The organism is Winogradskyella psychrotolerans (assembly GCF_018860565.1).
Lineage (GTDB): Bacteria > Bacteroidota > Bacteroidia > Flavobacteriales > Flavobacteriaceae > Winogradskyella > Winogradskyella damuponensis.
Window position 1 is genome coordinate 335,390 of sequence record NZ_JAHKPS010000018.1, and the last position, 19,987, is coordinate 355,376.

At 32.7% G+C, this 19,987-nt stretch carries 17 protein-coding genes; 11 read left to right on the top strand and 6 right to left on the bottom strand.

The genetic code is table 11. From position 1 onward, the window contains the following. Positions 1 to 26: 26 nt before the first annotated feature. The gene (locus tag KO504_RS08065; protein ID WP_215925812.1) at positions 27 to 1,580 is read right to left on the bottom strand and encodes an NAD(P)H-hydrate dehydratase; all 1,554 of its coding nucleotides are present in this window, start codon (positions 1,578 to 1,580) and stop codon (positions 27 to 29) included. A 484-nt stretch (positions 1,581 to 2,064) separates the two neighbouring features. Between KO504_RS08065 and thrA the strand changes: the two genes are divergently transcribed. From thrA to KO504_RS08090, 5 genes are all read left to right on the top strand, one after another. Beyond that, positions 2,065 to 4,536, top strand: a complete 2,472-nt coding sequence (gene thrA / locus KO504_RS08070) for a bifunctional aspartate kinase/homoserine dehydrogenase I (protein WP_215925813.1) — start codon at positions 2,065 to 2,067, stop codon at positions 4,534 to 4,536. A gap of 25 nt (positions 4,537 to 4,561) precedes the next feature. After that, a complete protein-coding gene (locus KO504_RS08075) occupies positions 4,562 to 5,488 on the top strand; it encodes a homoserine kinase (RefSeq protein WP_215925814.1) in 927 nt (308 codons plus the stop codon). 85 nt (positions 5,489 to 5,573) lie between these two features. After that, positions 5,574 to 6,863, top strand: coding sequence for a threonine synthase (gene thrC / locus KO504_RS08080; RefSeq protein ID WP_215925815.1), 1,290 nt, complete (start codon positions 5,574 to 5,576; stop codon positions 6,861 to 6,863). Positions 6,864 to 6,930: 67 nt separating this feature from the next. Continuing rightward, on the top strand, positions 6,931 to 7,737 hold the full coding sequence (locus KO504_RS08085) for a hypothetical protein (RefSeq protein WP_215925816.1): 807 nt from the start codon (positions 6,931 to 6,933) through the stop codon (positions 7,735 to 7,737). 57 nt (positions 7,738 to 7,794) lie between these two features. Beyond that, positions 7,795 to 8,145 carry a GIY-YIG nuclease family protein gene (locus KO504_RS08090; protein WP_215925817.1) on the top strand — a complete coding sequence of 117 codons (351 nt, stop codon included), beginning with the start codon at positions 7,795 to 7,797 and terminating at the stop codon, positions 8,143 to 8,145. Between the two features lie 149 nt (positions 8,146 to 8,294). Here KO504_RS08090 and KO504_RS08095 read toward each other — a convergent pair whose 3' ends face one another. Together KO504_RS08095 and KO504_RS08100 are read right to left on the bottom strand one after the other, a co-directional pair. Further along, positions 8,295 to 9,026, bottom strand: coding sequence for an energy transducer TonB (locus KO504_RS08095; RefSeq protein WP_215925818.1), 732 nt, complete (start codon positions 9,024 to 9,026; stop codon positions 8,295 to 8,297). 91 nt (positions 9,027 to 9,117) lie between these two features. Further along, the gene (locus KO504_RS08100) at positions 9,118 to 11,262 is read right to left on the bottom strand and encodes a TonB-dependent receptor (protein WP_215926083.1); all 2,145 of its coding nucleotides are present in this window, start codon (positions 11,260 to 11,262) and stop codon (positions 9,118 to 9,120) included. 213 nt (positions 11,263 to 11,475) lie between these two features. Here KO504_RS08100 and KO504_RS08105 point away from each other — a divergent pair, with 213 nt between their 5' ends. Continuing rightward, positions 11,476 to 12,162, top strand: a complete 687-nt coding sequence (locus KO504_RS08105; RefSeq protein ID WP_215925819.1) for a lysoplasmalogenase — start codon at positions 11,476 to 11,478, stop codon at positions 12,160 to 12,162. Positions 12,163 to 12,219: 57 nt separating this feature from the next. Here the strand turns inward: KO504_RS08105 and KO504_RS08110 are convergent, their stop codons facing one another. Further along, on the bottom strand, positions 12,220 to 13,491 hold the full coding sequence (locus KO504_RS08110) for an NAD(P)/FAD-dependent oxidoreductase (protein ID WP_215925820.1): 1,272 nt from the start codon (positions 13,489 to 13,491) through the stop codon (positions 12,220 to 12,222). 137 nt (positions 13,492 to 13,628) lie between these two features. Here KO504_RS08110 and KO504_RS08115 point away from each other — a divergent pair, with 137 nt between their 5' ends. Both KO504_RS08115 and KO504_RS08120 read left to right on the top strand, forming a co-directional pair. Continuing rightward, positions 13,629 to 14,123 carry an RNA polymerase sigma factor gene (locus KO504_RS08115; protein ID WP_215925821.1) on the top strand — a complete coding sequence of 165 codons (495 nt, stop codon included), beginning with the start codon at positions 13,629 to 13,631 and terminating at the stop codon, positions 14,121 to 14,123. A 4-nt stretch (positions 14,124 to 14,127) separates the two neighbouring features. After that, entirely contained in the window at positions 14,128 to 14,760 is a 633-nt protein-coding gene (locus tag KO504_RS08120; RefSeq protein WP_215925822.1) for a hypothetical protein, read from the top strand. Between the two features lies 1 nt (position 14,761). Here the strand turns inward: KO504_RS08120 and KO504_RS08125 are convergent, their stop codons facing one another. Both KO504_RS08125 and KO504_RS08130 read right to left on the bottom strand, forming a co-directional pair. After that, a complete protein-coding gene (locus KO504_RS08125) occupies positions 14,762 to 15,562 on the bottom strand; it encodes a lysophospholipid acyltransferase family protein (protein ID WP_215925823.1) in 801 nt (266 codons plus the stop codon). A 49-nt stretch (positions 15,563 to 15,611) separates the two neighbouring features. Further along, on the bottom strand, positions 15,612 to 16,256 hold the full coding sequence (locus tag KO504_RS08130; RefSeq protein ID WP_215925824.1) for an NUDIX hydrolase: 645 nt from the start codon (positions 16,254 to 16,256) through the stop codon (positions 15,612 to 15,614). A 2-nt stretch (positions 16,257 to 16,258) separates the two neighbouring features. Here KO504_RS08130 and KO504_RS08135 point away from each other — a divergent pair, with 2 nt between their 5' ends. The 3 genes from KO504_RS08135 (at position 16,259) to KO504_RS08145 (ending at position 19,952) form a co-directional block, all read left to right on the top strand. Further along, complete coding sequence (locus tag KO504_RS08135; RefSeq protein WP_215925825.1) at positions 16,259 to 16,972, top strand: peptidylprolyl isomerase; 714 nt, start codon at positions 16,259 to 16,261, stop codon at positions 16,970 to 16,972. 189 nt (positions 16,973 to 17,161) lie between these two features. Continuing rightward, entirely contained in the window at positions 17,162 to 19,309 is a 2,148-nt protein-coding gene (locus KO504_RS08140; protein WP_215925826.1) for a M3 family metallopeptidase, read from the top strand. A gap of 97 nt (positions 19,310 to 19,406) precedes the next feature. Continuing rightward, the gene (locus KO504_RS08145) at positions 19,407 to 19,952 is read left to right on the top strand and encodes an HNH endonuclease (protein ID WP_215925827.1); all 546 of its coding nucleotides are present in this window, start codon (positions 19,407 to 19,409) and stop codon (positions 19,950 to 19,952) included. Positions 19,953 to 19,987: the final 35 nt, after the last annotated feature.

Genomic DNA, 19,987 nt, shown 5'->3' on the forward strand with positions numbered 1-19,987 from the left:
TTCTATTGAAACAGGCTTTTTTTTTATTATTTGTTTTGTTTTTCTTCTTCCTGAGGTTGCTCTGGCTGTTTAAACAAATCAATATAAGCCTCGCCAATGGTTGCTACAATATGACTAGCAATTAAACTTTGGTAACCGTAATCTTCTAATGAAATATCTGCAGCTTTTCCATGGAGGTAAACTCCAAAAATAGTTGCTGCTAACGGTTCGTATGCTTGCGCTACTAATCCGGAAATAATCCCTGTTAAAACATCGCCACTTCCCGCTGTTGCCATACCAGGATTTCCTGTGGTATTCACATAAAGTTTTTCATTATAAACAGTTATTGAATGTGCACCTTTTATAAGAACTATAGCATTATATTTTTTTGAAAATGCTTTTACCTTTCTTAGCTTTTCAAAATCATCAGACCAAGCTCCTACTAAACGCTCCAATTCTTTTGGATGTGGAGTTAAAATAGATTGCTCTGGTAATAATTTTAATAAGGCTTTCTTTTTTGAAAGCAAGTTGAGAGCATCTGCATCTATTACTAAAGGACTTTTATTTTGTTTTAAAAAGGCCTCAAATGCTTTTGCTGTTCTTTCTGAAGTTCCCAACCCTACTCCAACGCCAATTACTGTTGGTTCTATTTCAAATTGAATATTAGAAATATTAGTTTCATCTTCATCTGTAATTACCATAACCTCTGGAATAGCCGTCTGTAAACTTTGATAACCACATTTAGGAACATAAGCTGTTACCAAACCACACCCAGAGCCTAAAGCTGATCTACTAGCTAAATTAACAGCGCCTATTTTACCATAACTACCTCCTAACATTAAAACATGCCCAAAATCTCCTTTATGTGCAAATTTTTGTCTTGGTTTATAAATTGGCAAAACTTCATGTTTAGATATAAGCTCTACTTCTGTTTCTGTTTGCATTAAATAATCACGATCTATACCAATATCTAAAGCTTCCCATTGTGATGTATACTTGGCTGTTTCTGGTAAAAAGAAGACCAATTTGGGAGATTGAAAACTCAGTGTATAATTAGCATGAACAACTGCTTTACTATCTTCTACAGCTTTATCTGTATAAAGTCCCGAAGGAATATCTATAGATAATGTAAACGCTTTAGAATCCCTAAACTTTTGAAATAATTCTTGAACCCAAGTATTAGGTGGCCTATTTAATCCTATTCCAAAAACAGCATCTACAATAATATCATCTACTCCAATAACAACATCTTCAAAATCGCTTTTGCAACTTAACATTATAGGCCATTTTTTAGTAACGTTTTTTATATGATCATAGTTAAGCAAAAAGTCCTTAGTACGTTTATCACTGCAATTTACAATGTAGGTCACCACATTATAGCCATGAGTAATTAAATGTCTAGCCAAAACTAAACCATCTCCACCATTATTACCAATACCACAAAATACATGAATAGGCACCTGCGCACCTTGCATGCGCATATGCATCCAATTAAAAATTTGTGTTCCTGCTCTTTCCATCAATTCTGTTGATGATATTTTTTGGCGTTCTGTAGTTAATTTATCGCCTTCATAAATTTGTTCTTTTGAAAATAATTTCATGTATTGTCTATATTTATTTTTTATAAGTCACATGGCACTCTCTATCAATTCATTTTATTGGTAATAGAATTTTGAACATGCTCGCTTCATTTGTATTTTATTTGTCAGATTAAATTCAGTTAATAAGAGATCACAAATCATTCTTACTCTATAGGAAACATTTGTCACAAAATGTTACATGTGAATAATTTAATACTGGACCATATTTATTAATTATAATTCATTTTTTTAATAAAGATTACCTCTTTTTTACTAATTCCCTAAAAAGCTATGATTAGTTTTTTTATTGTTATAAAAATAATACTTTTGGTATGTAATGAAAACAAATCTTAAAATAACATCACATACAATGGGTAATGCTAACAGCATGTGTATTTCTATGGTTTTCATTTCAACTATTATTACCCTTTGGGGTAATTTATAATATGCTCTCCGTCCCTTATTGTCTATTTAGACATTTTATTCTCTTAAATTACATAAACACATGAAAATTCTAAAATTTGGCGGAACGTCTGTAGGTTCAGCCGAAAACATAAATAAAGTTATTTCTATTTTAGAGCAACAATCTAAAGACACTAATATTGCTGTAGTTGTTTCTGCCGTTGGCGGTATTACAGATAAATTATTAGAAGCGGCTAACTTAGCTTGTAATAAAGACTTAGAATATAAACAAACCTATAATGCCATTTGGTCTCAACACAGTAAAGTTATTGAGGGGCTTTTTGAAAATTCAGATCATGATAAAAACCTCAAAAAGTGCCATGAAGCCTTATATGATTTAATTTCAGAAAAATTAAATGAATTAAAAAGCCTTTTAGATGGTATCTATTTAATTAATGAATTGTCTCCCAAAACTAAGGACAAATTATTGAGTTTTGGTGAAGCCTTATCATCAACTATAATTTACCACACTTTAAAATCTAGACAGGTTGATGTTGCTTACAAAAACGCACAAGAGTTAATTGTAACAGATTCTAACTTCAATAATGCCACTGTTAATTTTGAGATTACCAATATTAATATTCAATTATATTTTAATTCAAATTCAAACGCTATAGTCTTATTACCAGGTTTTGTTTCTAAATCTGTACGCGGAGAAATAACGACTTTAGGTCGCGGAGGATCCGATTATACTGCCGCAATAATTGCAGCTGCCATAGATGCAGATGAATTACAAATTTGGACAGATGTTAGTGGTATGTACACCACCAATCCAAAATTGGTAAAACAAGCTGCGCCTATTGTAGAACTATCATACCAAGAGGCTGTAGAATTATCACATTTTGGAGCCAAAGTTTTATATCCACCAACAGTGATGCCTGTGCTTAAAAAGAAAATTCCTATTGTGATTAAAAACACTTTAGATCCTGAGGCATTAGGAACTACAATAACAGAAAACACACAACCAAATGGATCACCTGTTAAAGGTATTAGTAATATTGAAAATATAGCATTACTGACTTTACAAGGTAATGGTATGGTTGGTGTTCCGGGGTTTGGAAAACGCTTGTTTGAAACTTTAGCTCAAGAAAAAATTAACATTGTTCTAATTACACAATCTTCTTCTGAGCACTCTATTTGCTTCGGAATTTCAGATAACGATGCCAAACGTGCCAAAGAAGTTATAGATACTGTTTTTGAATATGAAATTCAACTTTTAAAAATAGATCCAATCATTGTTGAAACCGACTTATCCATTATTGCTGTTATTGGAGATAAGATGAAAAACCACCAAGGCATTAGTGGCAAAATGTTTAGTACACTAGGTAAAAACAATGTTAATATTAGAGCGATTGCCCAAGGAGCTTCTGAACGTAATATTTCTGCTATTATTCATAAAAATGATGTAAAAAAAGCACTAAACAGCTTACACGAGCAGTTTTTTGAAATTAAAACAAAACAAATCAACTTGTTTATTACAGGTGTTGGTAATGTTGGTGAACGCCTAATTGAACAGATTCATCAACAAAAATCTTACCTTAAAGAAAACTTTAAAATCAGTTTAAAAATTGCTGGCCTGTCCAATTCTAGAACTATGGTTGTTAATGACGATGGTATCAATTTAAAAAACTGGAAACAGCAGCTAGAAAACGGAGAAAAAGCAAGTTTAAAAGGCTTCTTAAATCATGTAAAAAAACTAAACTTAAGAAACTCTGTCTTTGTAGATATTACAGCTAATGATGCCGTTGCTAATATATACGGAGATTATCTTAAGCATAGTATTTCAGTTGTAGCTTGCAACAAAATTGCTTGTTCTGGAAACATTGAATACTACAATGAATTAAAAACATTGTCTAGACAATACAACGCAGCATTTTTGTTTGAAACCAATGTTGGCGCAGGACTACCTGTCATAGACACCTTAAATCATTTAGTTACCTCTGGAGATAAAGTAAATACTATACAAGCCGTTTTATCGGGGAGTCTTAACTTTATATTTAACAACTTTAATGCTAAAACTACATTTTATGATGTGGTAAAACAAGCCCAAGAAGAAGGTTATACCGAACCAGATCCTCGTATTGATTTAAGCGGAATTGATGTTGCAAGAAAAGTTCTAATTCTGGCTAGAGAAAGTGGTCATGCTTTAGAACTATCTGATTTGGAATCTGATAATTTCTTAACCAATGATGCCATGGAAGCAGCTTCTGTAGAAGACTTCTTTAAAACATTAATAAAAGATGAAACCTATTACCAAAGCTTATTTAAATCGGCTGAAGATAAAAATTGTCAACTAAAATTTGTTGCCGAGTTTAATAACGGAAAAGCTAAAGTTGGACTTCAAGAAATTCCTGAAGGGCATCCATTTTACAACCTTAAAGGTAAAGACAATATCGTTATGTTTTATACACAACGTTACCCAGAACAACCCATGATTATTAAAGGTGCTGGTGCTGGTGCAGACGTTACAGCTTCCGGTTTGTTTGCAGATATTATAAGAATCGCTAATAATTAGATGACCGCTATTGCGGCAAATAGATATGAAAAACGAAATCAAAATATTTTCGCCTGCAACAGTAGCAAACGTGGCATGTGGATTTGATGTCCTTGGTTTTTGCTTAGACACCATTGGTGATGAAATGGTCATTAGAAAAACAGAAAAAAAAGGTATTAAAATTACCAAAATTGAAGGTTACGATTTGCCCTTTGAGGCCGAGAAAAACGTTGCTGGTGTTTCAGCATTAGCGATGTACAATGCTTTACAACCAGATTGCGGTTTTGAAATTGAAATCTACAAAAAAATTAAACCTGGCAGTGGTATTGGAAGTAGCTCTGCAAGTGCAGCTGGAAGTGTTTTTGGAATGAATGTTTTACTAGGTTATCCATTAAACAAAACACAGCTAACTAACTTTGCTATGAAAGGTGAAGCCTTAGCCAGTAAATGCGAACATGCAGATAATTTAGCGCCAGCTATTTTTGGTGGTTTTACACTGGTAAAAAGTGCCTGTCCATTACATGTTTTAGAATTACCTACACCTTCAGATGTATTTGCGACTCTAATTCACCCACAGATTGAAATAAAAACATCCGAATCTAGAGCAATTCTCCCAAAAGACATTCCATTAAATAATGCCATTACGCAATGGGCAAATGTTGGAAGCTTGGTTCATGCCTTACACACATCGGATTATAAGTTATTAAAAGACTCATTAAACGATGTGGTTATTGAACCGTATCGCAAACAACTGATTCCACATTTCGACGCTATCAAAAAGGCATCATTACAAGCAGGAGCTTTGGGCTGTGCAATCTCAGGTTCTGGACCATCAATTTTTATGTTAAGTAAAGGAGACGCTACTGCTCAAAATGTAGAAAAAGCAATTAGAGATGTCTATGCTAAAACAGATATTGCATTCGAAACTTATGTTTCAAAAATTAACACAGAAGGTATAAAAATTTTAAAATAAACACGAGGTCACTCTTAACTCCATTAAAATATTGGGATGAACCTTACCAATAAATCATTCTTCTGAACATAATATAAAACAACTAATGAACTACTATTCACTAAACAGAAAAGCACCAAACACAACTTTTGAAGATGCTGTTGTAAAAGGATTAGCACCAGATAAAGGCTTATATTTCCCAGAATCTATTACACCTTTAGAGGCCTCTTTTTTTGAAACGATTGAAGACAAATCAAATACAGAAATCGCATTTGAAGCAATTAAACAATTCATTGTTCCTGAAATTCCTGAAGATGTCTTAAAAACGATTGTGGAAGAGACCTTAAGTTTTGATTTTCCCGTAGTTGAAATAAATGAAAACATTTCAACATTAGAGTTATTTCATGGACCAACTATGGCTTTTAAAGATGTTGGAGCACGTTTTATGGCGAGGTGCTTAGGGTATTTCAACAAAACCAATACTAATGATGTCACAGTATTAGTAGCTACTTCTGGAGATACAGGTGGCGCTGTTGCTAATGGTTTTTTAGGTGTAAAAGGTGTAAACGTTGTGATTCTTTACCCAAGTGGAAAAGTGAGTGATATTCAAGAAAAACAATTAACAACACTTGGTCAAAATATTACAGCTTTAGAAGTTGATGGCGTTTTTGACGACTGTCAAGACATGGTAAAACAGGCCTTTATGGATGAGGAGTTAACTAGTAAAATGCAGTTAACTTCGGCTAATTCTATAAATATTGCACGTTGGTTACCACAACTCTTTTATTTTATGTTTGCATACAAGCAATTAAAATCTAAACACAAAGACATTGCTTTCTCTGTTCCTAGTGGTAACTTTGGAAATATTTGTGCTGGTATGGTCGCTCAAAAATTAGGATTACCTATTAAACATTTTATAGCTTCAAACAACGCTAATGATACGGTTGTAAATTATATGACCACACAATCTTACGACCCAAAACCATCTGTACAAACTATTAGTAACGCCATGGATGTTGGTAACCCAAGTAACTTTATACGTATCCAAGAATTACATAATAACGATTTTGATGCGCTAAAAACTAATTTATCATCTTACAGTTTTACAGATGCTGAAACTAGAACGGCATTACTAGAGTTATACAAAGAATTCAACTATGTCGCTGATCCACATGGTGCTGTTGGATATTTAGGTGCTAAAACCTATTTAGAAAACAATGATGCACATGTGGTGTTTTTAGAAACAGCACATCCAACAAAGTTTTTAGATGTTGTGGAAGATGTCATTAAAAAAACGTTGCCTTTACCTTCTCAAATTGAAGCTGTAATAGATAAAGAAAAAGTATCCAATAAAATTGCTACTTATGAAAAATTAAAAAGCTTTTTACTGAGCTAATACTATTCTTTTCTTCATATTTGAGTTTTAAAGCTTATTTAATTTTAATTATGCCTACAATCTGAATATGAAAAACATACATATCCTTTTTTTTAGCTTATTTACTTCTGTTATTTTCAGTCAAAATAATACTCCTGAATTGTTAACTAAAAATAAAATCACTAAGATTATAATTCAAGGGTATGAATACCAAGACAATTCACTAATAAAACAGACATATCACGTTAATGAAATTGATAATTATGGAAATACAACAGCATTTAAAACATACGATTTAAACGACTCTTTAATTAAAGAAACAAATTATAAAATTTCTGATGATGGGAAGACACAATATAGCACAACATTAGATGAAAAAGGAGCGGTAAATTACTCACACATTATTACTAAAGATTACGAAAATCGCTCTATACGAAGATTACAATTAAATGCCGAAGGCGACACTTTAGTACATCAACTTAGAATTAGAGATAAAAACCTAAAGGACAGCATTCTATATAATATCATAAAAAACAAACGTATTGTTAGTTACACTTGGAATTACAATGATGGTGGAATGTTAATTTCCAAAGCAAAATTTGACAAAAACGGAAATCTAATAAACAAAGATTTTTACACATATCATATAAATGGGAACTGTGTAAAAATGAGGAATGAAAACAGGACTGTTGTGTCTAATAAATGTACCGAAGGAAACAAAGAAATTAGAAAATTTTCAACAAATCGTACAGGTTATATGTCGGGAATAAAGTTAGTATTAGAAAAAGGCGGTAAAAGTATAGAAACAAGATTAGACAATGGACTCGTAGAAAAAAAAGAGTATTTTTCTAAAAAAGGAAAATTACTAGCATTACTTAAATATACATATCACTAGCTATTAAATCATTTAAAATTCATTATTTTAAACAGTGAGAAATCTAGTTTTCCTAAAATGTCTAAAACTCTATATACCATATATGTCATAGAACTTTCCAAACGCGTGTTTACTGAAAACACTAAGTTTAGAAAAGCAAATCCGCAGTTTAATGGTGTTTTAGAGTGTTTATATGTTGGAATGACAAGTAAAACACCTAAAGAACGCTTTTTACAACACAAAGCAGGACATCGGAATAAAAAAGGGTATAAAATATCTTCAAATATTGTAGAGCGATATGGTGCCTATTTACGTCCTAGCCTTTTTAATCATATTGACCCTTTTTTTACCAGAGCTGAAGCCTTAAAAGCAGAGGAACAAATTGCTTTAGAATTAAGAAGAGATGGTTATGCCGTTTGGTTTAATTAACCTTTTATCCCTTGCTTCTATTTAATATAGAACGCAAAAAAGTCATTTTAAGAATTTAAAAAACTTAATTATTTTTGTTTTTACTATCCTCAAAATGACATTTTATTAAACTAAACCGACTACAACTTAAGTTAAAACTGTTATTAAAATCATTGTGTTTCTAACTTAAAATTAATTGGAATACTGTAAGGTACAGCTACGTTCATATCTCGCTGTCTTCCCGGTTCCATTGTTGGTAGCAAATTAATAATTCGCTCTGCTTCAGTTTCTAAAAGTTTGTCTGGACCTCTACTTTTCACTTTAGTCACCTTTCCGTATTTATCTATTAAAAAGAATACAAATACTTTACCATGAATATTAAGTTCTGCCGCAGTTTCTGGGTATTTAAAATTTTTCTGCAAATGTTCTTGTATTTTTTTTTCAAAACAAGCTTTTAACTCTGCATTGCTTCCTGTACAGCCTGGAAATCTTGGCACTTTTTCAATCACCGCAAAAGGGACTTCTACTTCTTCTTCAACTTCCACAACAGCAACATCTTCAATACCAACTTCTCGTTCATCAATAATATCATCTTGACCAATTTCTGTACTTTCTATAACACTCTCTTCAACATCTTCAACATCTTCAACAATAGTTATGACTTCTGTTACAATTTGTTTTTGAGCTGGAGGTGGTGGCGGAGCAATTTCAATAGTTGTAATAGGAATATCCTCATCTATTAAATCATCTACCATTAAGACATCAATCTTTGTAGCTTCTCTGTCGTAAGTCTTATGTTCTAATCCTATATATGTTAGGAGTAACATTACGTTTAAGCCAACAGCAAAAAATAAACTACTGTTTCGACCTACATTGGCTTTTGGGTTTTTCTTGAGTTCCATGACGTTTAATTTTGTTACATAAATTTACGCATCATAACGTTTAAAAATTATGACATATATCATGTTTCTCTTAGAATCAACACCTTAAGCATTACAGATTGTCTAATTGATTCTCTTTTCCGTCTTCACTTATGGTCCAAAAGAATCCAACAAAAAAGAACTGATCGGCTGCTGAAGTTAAAGCACGTCTATTAAATTGTCCATTAAAATCTGGTGTATTTGCATATTGGTAACCATTAATATTTTTAAAGCCTAAGACATTATTAACAGAAAAATATAAGATCTTTTGTGGGCTTAACAAATACGCCCAATTAACACTTAAACTATTGAATGCTTTTGTGCGCTCACTTAATAATGCATTAGTATTAGGATTGGTATAGGGACGACCTGAAGAAAATCCATAAGATAATCCTACTTGGCTTTTCCAATTTTCAATCCAATATTTACCAACAATAGATAAGTTATGGTTTGTAGCGTAACTTGGCTGGGCAGCAGTTGTATAGTTTCTATAATCGCGTTCTGTATCTAAATAAGAATAACTTACCCAATAATCTACTGCTTTTATACTCGTATTATCTCTCCAAAAGAAATCAACTCCTTGTGCATAGCCTTGTCCTGATGTATTAAAATTGCTATCAAACTGGGCAATATCAGTATCAAACTTTACTAAATTGTCATAATCCTTTCTGTAAGCCTCTGCTCTAAATAGTTTACCATCATTTACATACTGATAGTTAAATATATAATGTGATGTCTTTTGTACTCTTAAATCTTGATTAAACTTTAAAACATTGCTATTGGGATTCTGAAAAAAGTTACCATAAGCTAAAGAAAACTGTCCGTTTTTAGAACTTTTATAAGCCAATGCTGCTCGTGGAGCCACATCTATAGCATTAAAAATTGAACTATGGTCTGCTCTCACTCCTATCTTTAACGCCAAAGCTTTAGAAAAAAGGACATCTGCTTCAGCAAATCCAGCGGTTATATTATTGTTAAAGCCATAGGTTTCGTCAATAAAACCTTCATTATAATTTTCCTTAAAATCCGTAATAAACTGTTCGGCACCGAAACTCAATTTAAACCGACTATTAAATCGTTTTTTTAATTTCAACTTTAAATGAGCGGAATTTTCAGTATCATTAATTGTACTAGTTTGAATGCCTATTTTATTTTTAGCATAAGTATAACTCACTCCTGAAGTTAAGGTCCAATTATGTCCTAAAACACCTTTATAAGATGTATTGAGATAGAAGTTATTATTCTTCAATTTAAAATCGATGCCTTGTTCATAATTAATATCTTCTTGATTTAATTCAAATTTTGAAGCATCAAAAGCCGCATAAAATTTCAACATGCCATTATTTAGTTTTTGTCTAAAAACAGTTTCACCTTGCGCTCCAGAAACAGGAGTTTTCCATTCGTTTCTATCTTTAAAAACAGCTAAATAAGGAGCCAGGTTAATATAACTAGCATTAAAACTTAAAGACGATTTGTCCCATTTCTGTGTATTACCTATACTTGCTCCAACACTCATAATACCAATATCTGTCTTCTCTTGGTCTGGTTCGTCAATGGTATTTAGAAGTAATACACTCGATAAAGCTTGTCCGAATTCTGAAGAATAACCTCCTGTTGAAAATGTAATACCATCAAATAAAAATGGAGAATAACGTCCACGTGTTGGCATATTATTAGTCGTTGGTGTATACGGTGTAAACACACGAATGCCATCTATAAAAATTTGAGTTTCATCTGCATTACCTCCACGTACAAATAAACGGCCATCTTCTGCCACATTTGACGTTCCTGGCAGCGTCTGTAAGGCTCCAACAAAATCGCCTAAGGCACTTGCTGTTGTTACCACATCTAACGGTTTTAAAACAGAAACCTTAGAATTATCACCTGCTTCAAAAGTACCAGCACTAATAATTACAGTATCTAAGGATTCAATGTCTTCTCGTAATTTAATTTGAAGGTTTGAAAATTTAGAAACATCTCCGATAATTGTTTTGGTTTCAAAAGACAAAAAAGAAATAATTAAGGTTTGTACACCTTTTTCATCAGTAGAAAACGAAAATTTACCCTGTTCATCTGAAGTGTCGCCATCATAAGTCCCCTCTAAATACACATTGGCACCAATAATTACTTCACCCTTATGATCTGTTACTTGTCCTGAAACGGTAGTTTGTCCAAACGTAATTATACTTATAAAGAGTGTAATGATTGTAACTAGCATTTTACCCACCACATTTCTATGGTTCTTTAGGTATTCGTAAGTCTGTGATTTCATAATGTGATTGGTCATTAAAAGTTCGTTTTTGTTGATAGTACAAATTTGACCGATTTTAAAACCGATATGAATTCTATTGTACTGAACTGTATAATATCAATGACGAATTGAATATATTTGGTTCTGGACATAAGACATCCTTATTAAAAATCAACAGATATGTTAACTTCTACCGAAAAACAATTCAGCATTCTCTTCTTTATAATTGTACTTGTTGAACTTGTAACAGGAAGTGTAACATGGTTAAACAGCATCCATTACATAGCCAAACCAGCAATTGTGATTAGTCTTATTGTTTTGTTTTTAAGAACATCTGAATCACTTCCTAAGGCCATAAAACAGACAACGCTATTGGCACTCGCCTTTTCCGTTTTAGGAGATGTATTATTGATGTTTGTAGACCATTCAGCTCACTTTTTTACATTGGGATTGGTTGCGTTTTTAACAGCTCACGTCATGTATGTCATCGTATTTTTAAAACATAGACATAAACACAAATCACCTTTAGGATTTATAGCCGTATTGCTCGTTTATGCAGCGAGCTTATTCTATTTTTTAAATGGAAATTTAGGTGAACTATTTATTCCTGTTCTTGTATATATGTTGGTCATATTAAGTATGGCCACAACAGCATATTTACGAAAAGACCAAGTAAATATACTCAGTTATGGACTCGTTTTTTTAGGAGCCTTATTATTTATGGTATCAGATAGTATTTTGGCGCTCAATAAGTTTTACACCCCTATTCCATGGTCTAATATAAGCATAATGCTGACCTATGCTTTAGCGCAATATTTAATTGTGATTGGGATTTTAAAACTAAAAAATGAAGTCATTCTAAAGTAACTGCTCCGTTAAAGAATTATTGAAACATTTCAAATACACTAACAATAATATTACCTTTTATTTTTTAAAGGGCCTAATTATAAGTCGTGCTGCCTTATCAAAATTGATATAATTGTAGGTCCAATTAAACAGTACAATAACGCGATTTCTAAAACCTACTAAAGACATCAAGTGTACAAACATCCAAATAAACCAAGCAAAGAAGCCTCCGAATTTATAATGCTTTAAATCTACAACCGCTTTATTTCTACCAATCGTTGCCATAGAACCTTTGTCTTTATAAACAAAGGGTTTCAAAGGTTTGTTTTCTATTAATCGCAATATATTTTTCCCTAATAATTCCCCTTGTTGTATGGCTGGTTGTGCAACTTGAGGATGCCCTTTTGGATACTCCTCAGATGTCATTAAAGCAATATCTCCAACGGCAAAAATATTAGCGTAATCTTCTACTTGATTAAATTGGTTGACTTTATAACGGTTTGCTCCGGCTATTACAGCATCTGCTTTTAAACCTTGTACAGGAGCACCAGTAACACCTGCTGCCCAAATTAAGGTTTCAGATTCCATTGTTAAATCTGAATTTGTCGTTACCGTTAAGCCATCATAATGTTTTACAAACGTATTGCAATGCACCTTTACACCTAATTTGTTCAAAAATTTAGCTGCTTTTTTAGAGGCATGTTTGCTCATAGGAGGTAATACACGATCTGCACCTTCTAATAAATGAATATGCATATCATCAGGATTTAAATCGTGATAATCTCTTGGTAAAATATTATTCTTCAACTCTGCTATGGCACCAGCGAGCTCTACTCCTGTTGGTCCTGCTCCTACAATTACAAAATTAAGAAAGGCTTCACGTTCTTCTTTAGAATCGGCAATAGCTGCTTTTTCAAAATTTTGTAAAATCAAACTTCTAATGTCTAAAGCTTGAGGAACCGTTTTCATTGGCATACTAGATGACTCAATGGCCTTATTACCAAAGTAATTGGTTTTTGTTCCTGTTGCAATAACCAAATAATCATAAGTTAAATGACCTATAGAAGTAATAATTTCGTTCTTATCAGGTAGAATTTGTTCAACTTCTGCCAAACGAAAAAAAGTAGTTTTATGTTTTTTTATAATTTTCCGCAATGGATAAGCAATAGAATCTGGTTCTAAACCAGAACTAGATACTTGGTATAATAATGGTTGAAACGTATGGTAATTACGTTTGTCTATTAAAACAACTTGAAGATTTTTATTTGCTAAGCGTTTAACTAAATTTATACCTGCAAAGCCACCTCCTACAATGACAACTCTTGGCAGGTTAGACTGTGGAATATTCATTAAATATCTATTGTAATTTCTCATACAAAAATACGAATTATCAAGCCTAAAAATTGTCTTTTAAAACAATAGTTAAATAAATTTGTAACAAAACACAATTAGCTACTACTAATAAAATAACTAACCAATTTCATCAATTGAACAAAGAACTAGAACATAGTTTTGTAGAACAGTTACAAAAGCATCAAAACATTGTGCATAAGGTGTGTCGTTTGTATACCAATAATGCTGATGCCCATAACGATCTGTTTCAAGAAATTACCATACAATTATGGAGAGCTTATCCAAAATTTAGAGGTGATTCTAAATTTAGCACATGGATGTATCGTGTAGGGCTTAATACAGCAATTACGTTATACAGAAAATCGAAAAGACGCATAAACACACAAGATTTTGATGCTGTACAGTTTAAAATTAAAGCAGAAGAATATGACGATACTGAAGAACAACAATTAAAACTCTTATACCAAGCTGTACATCAATTAAATGATATAGAAAAAGCCTTAGTATTCTTGTATTTAGAAGATAAAGACTATAGGGAAATTAGCGCGACTTTAGGTATAACAGAAGTGAATGCACGAGTGAAAATGAATCGTGTTAAAAAGAAATTAAAAACCATACTAAATCCGTAAGATTATGGATGAATTAGAATTATTAAAAAAGGATTGGAAGAGATCCGATAACCAATATAAATCATTTTCGGATAGCGATATCTATAAAATGAGTCACAAAAAATCATCTACTATTGTAAAAACGCTGTTTTATATCAGTGTGGCTGAATTAGTCTTTTGGGTACTCATCAATTTTCTACCTTATGTCCTTTCAGAGAAAATGAAGGCGCACTTAGAAGAAATGAGTCATAGCTGGATATATGTAAGTTTAAATATCATTAGCTACCTTGTTATCATTTTATTTGTGTATTTACTTTGGAGAGCTCACAAAGCAATATCTGTTACTGATAATGCAAAGAAACTCATGGAAAGTATTTTGAAAACAAGAAAAATAATTAAGTATTATGTGCTTTACAATCTATCAATTGCATTAATCAGTATACCTATTTCGCTGTATTTTTCAATAAACGAACATCCTGAAATATCAGAACAACTAAGCAATGCTTCTACCGAAAAATTAGTTATTATGTCTTTAGTCGCTATAGGAATTACAATCGCATTTTTAGGACTTATATGGTTGTTTTACAAGTTAATCTATGGCATTCTAATAAGACGATTAAACCGAAATTATCAAGAGTTAAAAAAATTAGAAATATAAATTACATATCTCTAAGTTCTCTATTCAATCGTTCATTTTCTTCAAGTACATCTTGTGGAATTACTTTTAAAAATGAAGGGTGTTGCTCAATAGCATACTCTATTTTTTCAACAATACTAGCAATAGATTCATTTTCATAATCTATTTCTAAAGGGGGTTTTATTTCAAAAGATTGAAAAATATTTTTCTTTTTAATTCGCAATCCTTTCTTATCAAACGATCGTCTAAAACCATCAATAACAATAGGCACTACAATTGGCTTATAGGTTTTAATGATATGGGCTGTTCCTTTTCTAATAGGTTTAAAAGGAGTGGTTGTACCTTGCGGAAATGTTACTACCCAACCATCATCTAAAGCGGTTTTGATCATGGTAATATCACTCATTTTTACTTGGCGATTAACATCTTTACCTTGAGATCTCCACGTGCGCTCAATACTAATAGAACCTGTGTAAGCAAATATTTTAGGAAGTATACCAGATTTCATGGTTTCCTTTGCTGCCACATAATACATATTTAGCTTGGGATTCCACAAATAACCTACATTTTTAATGCTGTCTAATCGTCCGCTTAAACTAGCGTTGAATACATGAAACATAGCAATAACATCTGCAAAATAGGTCTGATGATTAGAAATAAACAGCACATTAGTATCTGGAAGGTCCTTAATAATCTCAGACCCCTCTATTTGTAAATCATTAAACCCTCTAAAACGTCTGTGTGTAAAAGCTCCAAGAATTCTTATAAGCCATTTTTTAACCCAAAGTATATGTCCGAAAGGATTTCTTTTGAATAATCCCATAGTTAATTTTTCAAATTTTGTCAATTACAAATGTAACCATTAAGTTAAATTATAAAACTTGTTTTAACAAGTCTTTTATTTCTCCAAGCATCATTGCAGTTGCTCCCCAAACAATATGGCCATTAAATTTAAAAGCTGGCACATCTACCTGTTCATCAAAAGAGGTTGGTACTGTTGTAGTTATAGTGCTATTATCGTTTAAAAAGTCAGTAAGTTTTACTTCTATGATTTCTTCAACCTCTTCATCTTGTTTTGTAAAAATTAAATATTCTTTTGAAATTCCAATATAAGGATGCACCATAAAATTACTTGGTGGTATATAAATAGGAGACATTGTTTTTAAAACATCAATATGAGTCCTTGAGACTCCAATCTCTTCTTCTGTTTCTCTAATGGCAGTTTCCATTAAATCGTTATTATCATTATCTTCATATTTTCCTCCAGGAAACCCAACTTGAGCAGAATGTACTCCTTTATAAGTTTTACGTAGAATAAGAACCAAGTGAGTTTCATCGTTAGTATTAGGATAAAACAAAGCCATAACTCCTGCCCTTTTAGCCGCTTTAGACTTCTTTTTCATTTTTTCTGCTAATTCTAAACGATAAGGAGGAGACATTTTAGCATGAGAGTCTTCGCCAAAAAGCTCTAGATGTTTTATTTTTACTACAGATTCTAAAAACGTATTAAATAACATTTATGAAATTTCGATTATTGTTTCCAATGGTTATTGGAATTGGATTATTACTTCTGAATTGTGAAGATAAACAAACTTCAAAAAAAACAGATACAACAATTGCAAAAGATTCTACAGTTACCCAAACCAAAGTTACACCTAAAAAGAAACAAGAAATAGACCACCCTAAACTAACAGATGCTAATGCGATGGAATTTTTTTTAGAATACGAAAAAGAAAACAAAGAAAATAAAGTACGAATTACCACAGATTTTGGCATTATAGAAATCAAGCTCTATGATAAAACAAAATTCCACAGAGCAAATTTCGTTTACCTTACTAAACGCAACTATTTTGATGGCACACAGTTTTACAGAGTCGTAAAAAACTTTGTAATACAAGGCGGAAGCAGTGACGATTATAACATTGCTAAAAGACGTCAAAATATAGGACATTATTTATTACCTCCAGATACCAAACGCGGCTACACACACAAAAGAGGAGCCGTTTCTATGCCAAGTAGCGAAATAGAAAATGCCTATAAATTAGCCTCTCCATTTCAGTTTTTTATAATTCAACGTGAAGGTGGAGCCCATTATTTAGATGGTGAGTATACCGTTTTTGGCGAAGTCACAAAAGGCATGGATGTCGTAGATCAAATTAATACTGTTAAAACAGACGAAGGAGATTGGCCTTTACATAATGTTTATATTAGAAAAGTTGAATTGATTGAGTAACGCATATTGCGCAAATAACTTTAAGATATCACTTATTTTTTAGCTTTATTTGAGCCTATATAATCCCTGTAATCTTAGAGTGATTACCTTCAAAAAATTATAAAATATTTAAGAGAGTTTATTCCTATTTTCAGTATTTTGATGACTTGATAAAACAGCAACCATTTTTCATAAACTAAACAATTAATTATGATTTCTAATTCCCTTAGAGCAACCTTAATTTGTAGCATTGTCCTTTTTTCAAGTTGTAAAGAAGACATAAAAAAACCCACAAAAAAAAACATGAGTGATAATGTATTAATCCAAGAATGGACAGGACCTTACCAAGGTGTTCCTGCTTTTGATAAAGTTTCTGTTAAAGCTATAAAGCCTGCAATGGAAGAAGCCATGAAGCTTAACCTTGCCGAGATTGAAGCTATTGCTAACAACACCGAACCTGCCACCTTTGAAAACACTATTGTAGCCATGGAAAGTGCAGGTAAAGCATTGAGCAGAGTCTTTGCCTATTATGGTATTATGGGAAGCAACGTATCCTCAGCAGAATTTAGAAAGGTACAAGCCGAATTAGCACCAAAACTTTCAGATTTTAGGTCTCAAATTTCGCAAAACGAAAAACTATTCCAACGTATAAAAACGGTTTATGAAGCGTCTCAAAAAACACCTTTAGAACCGCAAGCACAACGCGTAGTTGATTTAACCTACAAGCAGTTTGAAATGAATGGCGCAAATTTAAATGCCGAAAAGAAAAAACGCTATGCCGAAATCAACAAAGAATTATCATCGCTTTACACCGATTTCGCAAACAATGTACTGCACGATGAAGAAAACTACATCACCTATTTAAACAAAGATCAGTTAGGTGGTTTGGCTGAAGGCTTTATTAAATCTGCAGCTAAAATTGCTACAGATAAAGGTGAAGAAGGAAAGTACGCTATTACTAATACACGCTCATCAATAGATCCCTTCCTTACCTACTCTACAGAACGCGAATTACGTAAGCAAGTTTGGGAAAACTACTACTCTAGAGGCGATAACGGAGACCAATACGACAATAACAAAATCATTGCTCAAATTTTAAAATTACGTAAAGAACGGGTAGGCTTAATGGGCTATGATAACTATGCCGAATGGAGATTACAAGACCGTATGGCAAAAACGCCAGAAAACGCAATGGATCTAATGATGGCCGTTTGGCCAGCTGCAACCGCTAGAGTTAAAGAAGAGGTCGCAGATATGCAAACTGTAGCTAACGAACTTGGAGATAACATAACCATAGAACCATGGGATTATAGATACTATGCAGAAAAAGTGCGCAAAAAGAAATACGATTTAGATAGCGACGAAGTAAAACAATACCTACAGTTAGATAAACTAACAGAAGCCATGTTCTTTACCGCTGGCGAATTGTTTAATTATAAATTTACACCAGTAGCAGAAGGTGCTGTTCCTGTGTTTCATGAGGATGTAAAGGTTTGGGAAGTTACCGATAAAGATTCTGGTAAGCATATTGGCTTATGGTATTTAGATCCTTTTGCGCGCGAAGGTAAACGCTCTGGCGCTTGGGCAACAACCTATAGAAGTTCAGATTCTTTTGAAGGCGAAAAAAATGTGTTAGCATCAAACAATTCCAACTTTGTTAAACCAGCACCAGGAGAAGCGGTTTTAGTATCGTGGGATGATGCCACAACGTTTTTCCATGAATTTGGTCATGCCCTTCACTTCTTCTCTGCCGATGTAAAATACCCAACTTTAAATGGAGGTGTTAGAGATTACACAGAATTCCAATCGCAATTATTAGAACGTTGGTTATCTACAGACAAAGTTATCAATCAATTTTTAGTGCATTATAAAACAGGAGAACCAATTCCTGCGTCCTTAGTTGAAAAAATAAAGAAAGCCTCAACATTTAATCAAGGGTTTGGAACAACTGAATATTTAGCTTCGGCTTTAATTGACATGAAGTTACACTTAGCAGCCCCAACAGATATTGATATTGATAAATTTGAACGCGAAACACTTGACGAATTAGGCATGCCTAAAGAACTACCAATGCGTCACAGAACACCGCAATTTGGTCATGTGTTTTCTGGTGAAGGCTATGCTACAGCCTATTATGGCTATATGTGGGCAGATGTACTAACTAGTGATGCTTCTGAAGCCTTTAGAGAAGCCGAAGGTGGTTTTTATGATAAAGCCGTTGCAGATAAATTGGTAAAATATTTATTTGCTCCACGCAACGCTATGGATCCAGCAGAAGCCTACAGAAAATTTAGAGGTCGCGAAGCTAAGATTGAAGCTCTCATGAGAGACCGAGGATTCCCTGTACAGAAGATCTAAAAATTAAAAAGCACGCTTATCCATGTTCATTTAATGGATAAGCGAATTTTTTATATGGATATAACGAATTACCCAACATTTAAGACAAACATCGAAAATGATACGAAATTATTGGAATGAACAATGGAAAGAGGTCGTATTTGATGACAAGATTTCTGAAAATGAAAAATTTAAAATATCAAATTACGGCAGAATTATAAATTGTAAAACTGACGAGGAATTTTTGGTTAAAAAATACTTTATAAACGGATATCAGAATTTACCAGTAAAACAAAAAAAGAACGGAAAACAAACCAGCAGATACGTACACAAACTTGTTGCAGAACATTTTCTGGAAAAAAATGACGGAGTCTGTGTTATTCATCTGAATTATGATAAAACCGACAATCGAATGGAAAATTTAAAATGGGCTACGAAAAGAGAAAAGGAATTGCATCAATTTAGCCATCCAGATTGGAACGAAATTGTAAAAAAAAGGAGTAAAAATATTGGTAAACTGAACGCGGGAAAAGTAAAAATTATCAAACGCCAATTAAAAAATAAAAATAACAGGCTTAAAATGATTGCCAAACGTTTTGGAGTTTCTGATATGCAAATACATAGAATAAAAACAGGCGAAAATTGGAGTTCTGTAACTGAATAAAAAACGTTGGGTAACAACGAACTGAATTAAATAAC

What these genes read in the sequence shown, in the direction of transcription:
- KO504_RS08065 (WP_215925812.1), bottom strand. Translation starts at nt 1,580, where the DNA reads ATGAAATTATTTTCAAAAGAACAAATTTATGAAGGCGATAAATTAACT.
- thrA (WP_215925813.1), top strand. Translation starts at nt 2,065, where the DNA reads ATGAAAATTCTAAAATTTGGCGGAACGTCTGTAGGTTCAGCCGAAAAC.
- KO504_RS08075 (WP_215925814.1), top strand. Translation starts at nt 4,562, where the DNA reads ATGAAAAACGAAATCAAAATATTTTCGCCTGCAACAGTAGCAAACGTG.
- thrC (WP_215925815.1), top strand. Translation starts at nt 5,574, where the DNA reads ATGAACTACTATTCACTAAACAGAAAAGCACCAAACACAACTTTTGAA.
- KO504_RS08085 (WP_215925816.1), top strand. Translation starts at nt 6,931, where the DNA reads ATGAAAAACATACATATCCTTTTTTTTAGCTTATTTACTTCTGTTATT.
- KO504_RS08090 (WP_215925817.1), top strand. Translation starts at nt 7,795, where the DNA reads ATGTCTAAAACTCTATATACCATATATGTCATAGAACTTTCCAAACGC.
- KO504_RS08095 (WP_215925818.1), bottom strand. Translation starts at nt 9,026, where the DNA reads ATGGAACTCAAGAAAAACCCAAAAGCCAATGTAGGTCGAAACAGTAGT.
- KO504_RS08100 (WP_215926083.1), bottom strand. Translation starts at nt 11,262, where the DNA reads ATGCTAGTTACAATCATTACACTCTTTATAAGTATAATTACGTTTGGA.
- KO504_RS08105 (WP_215925819.1), top strand. Translation starts at nt 11,476, where the DNA reads ATGTTAACTTCTACCGAAAAACAATTCAGCATTCTCTTCTTTATAATT.
- KO504_RS08110 (WP_215925820.1), bottom strand. Translation starts at nt 13,491, where the DNA reads ATGAATATTCCACAGTCTAACCTGCCAAGAGTTGTCATTGTAGGAGGT.
- KO504_RS08120 (WP_215925822.1), top strand. Translation starts at nt 14,128, where the DNA reads ATGGATGAATTAGAATTATTAAAAAAGGATTGGAAGAGATCCGATAAC.
- KO504_RS08125 (WP_215925823.1), bottom strand. Translation starts at nt 15,562, where the DNA reads ATGGGATTATTCAAAAGAAATCCTTTCGGACATATACTTTGGGTTAAA.
- KO504_RS08130 (WP_215925824.1), bottom strand. Translation starts at nt 16,256, where the DNA reads ATGTTATTTAATACGTTTTTAGAATCTGTAGTAAAAATAAAACATCTA.
- KO504_RS08135 (WP_215925825.1), top strand. Translation starts at nt 16,259, where the DNA reads ATGAAATTTCGATTATTGTTTCCAATGGTTATTGGAATTGGATTATTA.
- KO504_RS08140 (WP_215925826.1), top strand. Translation starts at nt 17,162, where the DNA reads ATGATTTCTAATTCCCTTAGAGCAACCTTAATTTGTAGCATTGTCCTT.
- KO504_RS08145 (WP_215925827.1), top strand. Translation starts at nt 19,407, where the DNA reads ATGATACGAAATTATTGGAATGAACAATGGAAAGAGGTCGTATTTGAT.